At 64.9% G+C, this 5,907-nt stretch carries 6 protein-coding genes; 2 read left to right on the top strand and 4 right to left on the bottom strand.

Annotation, left to right across the window (positions count from 1 at the left end; all coding sequences use genetic code 11):
* Positions 1-141: 141 nt before the first annotated feature.
* Positions 142-1,302, bottom strand: coding sequence for a lytic transglycosylase domain-containing protein (locus ACRDSQ_RS22410; RefSeq protein ID WP_431423780.1), 1,161 nt, complete (start codon positions 1,300-1,302; stop codon positions 142-144).
* A gap of 487 nt (positions 1,303-1,789) precedes the next feature.
* Between ACRDSQ_RS22410 and ACRDSQ_RS22405 the strand changes: the two genes are divergently transcribed.
* Both ACRDSQ_RS22405 and ACRDSQ_RS22400 read left to right on the top strand, forming a co-directional pair.
* The gene (locus ACRDSQ_RS22405) at positions 1,790-1,981 is read left to right on the top strand and encodes a hypothetical protein (RefSeq protein WP_431423779.1); all 192 of its coding nucleotides are present in this window, start codon (positions 1,790-1,792) and stop codon (positions 1,979-1,981) included.
* A complete protein-coding gene (locus ACRDSQ_RS22400) occupies positions 1,945-2,583 on the top strand; it encodes a hypothetical protein (RefSeq protein WP_431423778.1) in 639 nt (212 codons plus the stop codon). The genes ACRDSQ_RS22405 and ACRDSQ_RS22400 overlap by 37 nt, the downstream gene beginning before the upstream one ends.
* A gap of 194 nt (positions 2,584-2,777) precedes the next feature.
* Here ACRDSQ_RS22400 and ACRDSQ_RS22395 read toward each other — a convergent pair whose 3' ends face one another.
* The 3 genes from ACRDSQ_RS22395 to ACRDSQ_RS22385 form a co-directional block, all read right to left on the bottom strand.
* Complete coding sequence (locus ACRDSQ_RS22395; protein ID WP_431423777.1) at positions 2,778-4,349, bottom strand: IS1182 family transposase; 1,572 nt, start codon at positions 4,347-4,349, stop codon at positions 2,778-2,780.
* 129 nt (positions 4,350-4,478) lie between these two features.
* Entirely contained in the window at positions 4,479-5,492 is a 1,014-nt protein-coding gene (locus ACRDSQ_RS22390) for an IS1634 family transposase (protein WP_431423775.1), read from the bottom strand.
* A gap of 201 nt (positions 5,493-5,693) precedes the next feature.
* A partial coding sequence (locus ACRDSQ_RS22385; protein WP_431423774.1) for a hypothetical protein occupies positions 5,694-5,907 on the bottom strand: 214 nt, incomplete at its 5' end.

Below are 5,907 nucleotides of genomic sequence, written 5' to 3'. Positions count from 1 at the left end.
CGCTGGAATTCGGTCAAATGCGGTCGCAACACCGCGTACCGCCGCGCTACCGAGTCAGCCAGATCCGCCATACCACAACCGTAACGCCTGAAACCGGCCAAAACGAGATTATTTCATCGCGAGCCCTTAGCGGGCCAGCGCTCAACAGATCAGGCCTAGGGTCCGGCAGAGGAGGTTTGGCGGAGTGGATGGCACGGATGAGGAAGGCTCCGTACTCGATACAGGCGGATCACTGCCAGAGGTCTGCTCGGGGGGCGTGGTTGTGGACGGTGAGGTCGCGTTGTCGGAGGGGCCGAGCGCGGGGGTGCTGGAAACTGCCACCGTCGGGGGAGTCGTCGGAGCAGAAACGGCCGAAGTGGGCGCGGTTGTCACTTGTGCGGTGCCCTGGTCTGCCGACGCGGGCGTGGTCAGCTCGGGTTCGAGCCCAGCCGCCTGCGCGATCAGCGGCGGTCTAGTCGATTCAACGGTGGCGAAAGCGCCCGTCGCGTAGTACTCAGCGATGTCGAGAACGAGACGGACATAGTCGTTGGAGTGGTTGTAGCGGAAGACGGCTCGTTCCCTCGCGCTTCTTTCTCTGAGGTAGCCGCCTCCGGCACAGAGATAGCGACCCGCGGCGGCGGCCGCATCGAAGATGTTGTCCGGGTTGCCTGCGGGAAACACGGCCCGCCAGGTGCTCGGTATGAACTGCATTGGACCCACCGCCCGGTCGTACCTGGCGTCGCCGTCGAGCGTGCCGTGATCGGTGTCCGCGATGTATGCGACGCCGGGCCTGCCGTCCAATGGGATGCCCCTGATCGGCCGATCGGTGACACCGTCGCGGCCGAATCGTGCGCCGCCGTATTGTCCGTGGTTGCTTTCGACCCGACCGATCGCCGCGATCAATGCCCAGTCGATTCCGCAGGATGGCTGCTGCTCGGCGAGGTCGTCTGCCGCCATGTGGTACGCGAGGAGCGCTATCGAGGGCACCCCGCCGACCAGAGTCCCAACAGGATCCGGGACGTCAGCCGGGCGAACATTGAGCACAGACTCAAGCGCTCGCCAACTCGGGATGATGATCACGCTATCGGCGCGCCATGGCGGAACGGTGACGACGACTTCGTCCTCGACTCGAGCACTTCCCGCTTCCGCCGCGATGCTGGTGGTAGGGCTCTCGTTCGCCCGGTCAGTGGTCAACGTGGAGGTGACGGAGATCAGAACGGCCGCAGCCATGAGTACGGCGGAGTAGTGGACGAGCGTTTCGGTGCGCACCTCGTCTTCGTCGAATTCGTGGCACCGCCGCCGCTGCTGCTGAATGATCCACATCGGGTCACCTCGACTGCTGGACTGCCTGCATCACGGAGACACCCGTCCACGAAGCGCCGTGAACACCGCGGGCCTCTGTCCAGTCTGATCCGCCGATGCGGCGATGGGTACCGCCAGGCGTCCCGCCCAACGAGCATCCAGATTATCCCGATCGGGCAATTCGAATTGATGTGCCCCGGGTTTTCTGGACAGCTAATTTGTGGTTAATGCATACTGCGAGCTGCTGTTCCAGGTTTCAGTTCCTCGCGTCTTTCCTCTGTTGCGGAGCAGGTCGGTCTCTCCATTCGTAGACGGGAGACTTCCACGAGTTCGCACATCTTGACGATGGGGAGCGCGGGTTCTGTGTTCACCGTGTTGGCTGCGTGTTCGTAGCTGTTCAGCCCGCCCCAAGGCCAGGCAATCGTTGCGGACGGGCGACGTTCCACGAGAGGTACTCGCGTTCCTCTGCGCCGCGATCTCGGGGCATTCGGGCGGCAAGCTGAGTCGGTTGGCTCTCGAAGCGATCACCGGCCGATACCGCAACTCCAGCCTCATCTCGAACCCGGTGACCGCGCCCAAGTACAGCGTCATGGGCGTGGATATTCCCAGGCTCACGTCGGCGTTGGGGTTGAAGGACAAAGAGTTCAAGGGTCAGGAGTCGTCATGGCAGCCGAGCTGGACGACGCGACGATCGCAATGATCACCGCGATCGAGGAGCCTTCGTGGGAACGGAACACCTGGGCGAATGACGCGGACGTGATCAAGTTCATCGACGCGGTCCACACTGTGATGAGCGCCCAGCCACACGGCACGGCGGAGACGGTGTTCACCGAGGTGGCCAAGTCCGCCGAAAAGGAGAACCTGGACGGGACGTGGCCCGAGCTCGCGCGGCTCAAACTCAACGACTACAGCGCCTTTGAGCTCGCCAAGGTGGGTAAGGATCTGGAATCCGCCACAGCGGAGCAGGTGCTGGAGACGTTCCGGGCGCGGGTGACCGCGGCCGCTGGCCCGGCCTCCGCCGACGTGACCGAGAGCCCCAAGATCTACGTCGCGGACGACGGCCGCCACTACACCGTTGAAGTGGGCCCCGATAGCGTCGAACGCTCAGTGTGGATCGACAGTGGCCCCGAGGGCACCCAGGACTCCGGGATCACTTTCCACGACAAGGTCCTGGCGGCGCTGGCCGCGTTCCGCGAGGAGCACTCGGCGGACTACGAGGCTACACCGCGCGATGAACTCGTGAAGAAGGCGGTGAAACTGGCTCGCACCCGGGCGGCTACCAACGCACGGCCTATCAGCTAGGAGGCCGCTGAACAAGGGTGGTTTGGAAACCGGCTGCCGCACGAGCGGCAGTGCGAAAATTGGCGGGCAGCCACACACGAAGACCGGTCGGCGGGGTGGCAGAGTTGTCCGGAGGTGAGAAGGTGCCTGGGTGGGCGGTGGAGGCTCGACTCGACCCGGTAGCGACGGTGATCGATGCCTACGAGTGGTCCCTTTTAGCCTGTCTGGGCCGCCAGAACCCAGACTCCTGCCGTGCGAGTGAGGCCACGGCCGATGAGATTGCGCAGGTTCAGCCCGGCGGTGCGGCGCTTAAGCCAATCGTTGTTCTTGGTCGTGCCGCGGTAACGGAGTTTCAGGCGGCGGCCACCCAGGCTGGCGATCTGGGAGATAACCCGTTCCACGTTGGGCCGGAACTTCCGGTACTTCTCGCGCAGGTCGGGCTTCTCGGCCCAGTCACGACGGGCTTGGCGCAGCAAGTCATCACGTTGGTGCAGAACGATCTTACGGCCGGTCTTGGACGTGGTGCACCGTGCCCGCAGAGGGCAGCCGCGACACAGCGCACCGAACGTCGCCACCCGAGTCTTGCTGAGGGGGCGGACGTTACCGGCCGGGCAGGCCACCGTGCCCGCAGGCTCATCGACGGTGAAGTCATCGACGGTGAATCCACCCTCTACCGGCACCCGCAAGGGTTTGGGCTTGATCACGGCCTCGTCGCCGGCGTCGGTGATCGCACCGCGCAAATCCCCAGTGCCATAGGCGGAATCGCCGTACCACTCGCGTGGACCGTCCTCGGCGTCAAGGAACTCCCCGGCCACAGCGGGATCACTGTTCTCGGTCCCGGCCGCCTTGGTCAGTGCTTCATCGGTGATGATCCCGGTCTCGGGCTCCGCCGACACATGTGCCCGGTACCCATCGCGGCGATTCTCCGGGGACTTACGGGTATGCCGCGCATCAGGATCCACAGTAGACACCACCCGATCCGGGGCGACCTTCCGGGCGATCCGCCACCGCCCATCGGTGCCGTCCGATCCCTCGGCGGGCTCGACATCCTGACCGGCGATCAACGCCAGCAACGCCACCGCGAACTCACCATCAGCGTCCAACGTCTGCCCAACCAACGCCGCCACCAAGGCGTTCGCGTCGTTGACCAACGCGGAGACCAGCACGTCCCTCGCGGCCGGGTCATCCCAGTCGATCGTCGGTTTCCCCGGCCCACCGTAGTCATGGCCAGTGCACACCACCGCGATCCGCTCCTTGGCACCGGGTACCCGCCTGCTCACCCGCCGGACCGCCGCGATCAACTGGGTGATCGTGTCCTGGGTAGCCACCGCATCAGCCAGGATCGTGGAGTCCACCGCACGTTTCTCGCGGCCACGCAGGACCCCAGTCTGCTCGACGACCTTCCTCACCGCGTCACTGATCCGATGCCGCCGGGCGGACTTGGCCAGCCTGCGCCGCCAATACACCAGCGTGGACGGGTCGAATCCCTTGTGGTCCAACGACATTCCGGTAGCGACCTTCCACCGCAGGTCACACCGGGCCGCATCAGCGGTCTCCCGATCTGAGAAGTCATGCAACGTTTGCAGCACCAGGATCGACGCCATCACCGACGCCGGGATCGAGGGCCGTCCCGTGCCCGAGGGGAACAGATCCTCAAACTCCCCATCAGGAAACAACTCCTGGCGATGTCCAGCCAAGAACGCGAACATACTGCCCTCGGCCACCAGGTGCCCCACCAGAGCCCCAGCGTCCAGAAGCTCCCGATCAGCCCGCTCTACGCCCTGCACGAGAACATTCTCCCAGGCCAGTGGCCATATACCCGAACGACACGCCGTTATTCAGCGGCCTCCTAGCCGGGTATTCCGCACGTCTGGGTTGATCAACTCTAGATAATGTTCGAGTGGATGGTGATTTGATCATCTTGGTCTGGTGGGGTCAACATCGAGCAGGGCCAGCAGACGTGTCTGTAATGGCGGTGGTTGCGGGATGCCGGGTGGCTGGCCGTCGGTGGCGGGGATCAGGCGAAGCCGGGCGAGGGCCTCGAAGATGAGTCGCCCGGTGGGTTTGGCGGGCCTGCCCACGTAGAGTCCGTCGAGGGTGGCCGCTGGTGCGATGGCTGCTCGTATGTGGCGTTCGATCAGGCAGAAGATCAGCAGTGCCAGGCAGATCACGGTGAGCAGCGCGGCGATGCGCCGGTTGTTGTGGAGGAATATCGGCGCGACCGCCAACGGGCCTTTGATGGTGCTGTAGCGGCGTTCCACGACTTCCTGGCCCTTGTAGCGGATCAGGACCTCGCTCGCGTCGATTTCGGCGGGCAAGGTGCTCAGCAGGGCATACCAGCCGTCGGTGGCGGTCTCGGCATCGAGTGCGGTCTGGTCGAAGGACCACGCCAGGGTGGGTTTGCCGGTGTCGGGGTCGGTGCCGACCTCGGCACGCAGGTAGGCGGTGACCCGACGTGCGGTGCGGATCGCGGTGATCCGGGCGGTCACCGTTTTCTGGTCGGGATAATGCCGTGAGCCCAGTCCTCGGACCAGCCGGTCGAGGTCGTCGCGGGCCCGGTCGAGTTTCTTGGCCCTCGCGGTGGTGGCGGCTTGTGCTCGGGCGGTGGAGTGCACGAACACCCGGCGCAGCGTATGTGCTGGGTCCTTCTTGCGTTTGCCGGTCAGGGTCATGGCGTCTTCGATGACCCGCCAACGGCCGCGTTCGGCCGGTGGTGTGCCCGCGTCTCGCCCGGCGACGTAGTCGACCTCGGTGGCCGAGTCGAGGTCGAGGGCGGCCAGTTCAGCGGAGCTGACGTAGGTCTTCGACGCCGGGGCGATGAAGGTGACACCGGACTCGATCATCGCTGAGACATTGGTGTAGGACACCAGTTTCGAGTCCCCTACCAGCAGGAAATCGCGTGATGTGGCCATCTTCTTCAGCGCGGTCATCGCCCGACCACCTGGGCGACCTCACCGGCTCCACCGTCGTAGGCCCGATGGAACACCGGGATACCACCGTCGCCGGTGACCGCCAGCCCTGCCTGGATCTGTTTCAGGTCGACCCTGCGATCTGTCCCGCCCCGGGTTTGATGGAGACATCGAACACCCGGAGGATTAACGGTCATGGCGGCACCACCTGAGGTTTCGCAGTTATGCGGTGGCTGATGTGCTGGTCGCGGACCTGGCGGGATATTGATCGAGTGTGGCCTGGCCTGCGGTGACGGCGGTAATTCGGGTTCGCCGGAAGGCGATGAGCATGTCGTCGACGCTCACGTGGGTCTTCTTGCGGTTCCAGGGGGCGCGGGTGCGGGCGGCGGCCAGGTCCGTGTCGGCGGTGCCGTGCCCGGCGTACCAGAGAACGAGG

Origin of the sequence: Actinokineospora sp., assembly GCF_050699995.1 — a bacterium.
GTDB lineage: Bacteria > Actinomycetota > Actinomycetes > Mycobacteriales > Pseudonocardiaceae > Actinokineospora.
Note: the sequence above shows the minus strand (reverse complement) of the source record. Positions and strands in the feature narration are given on the sequence as shown.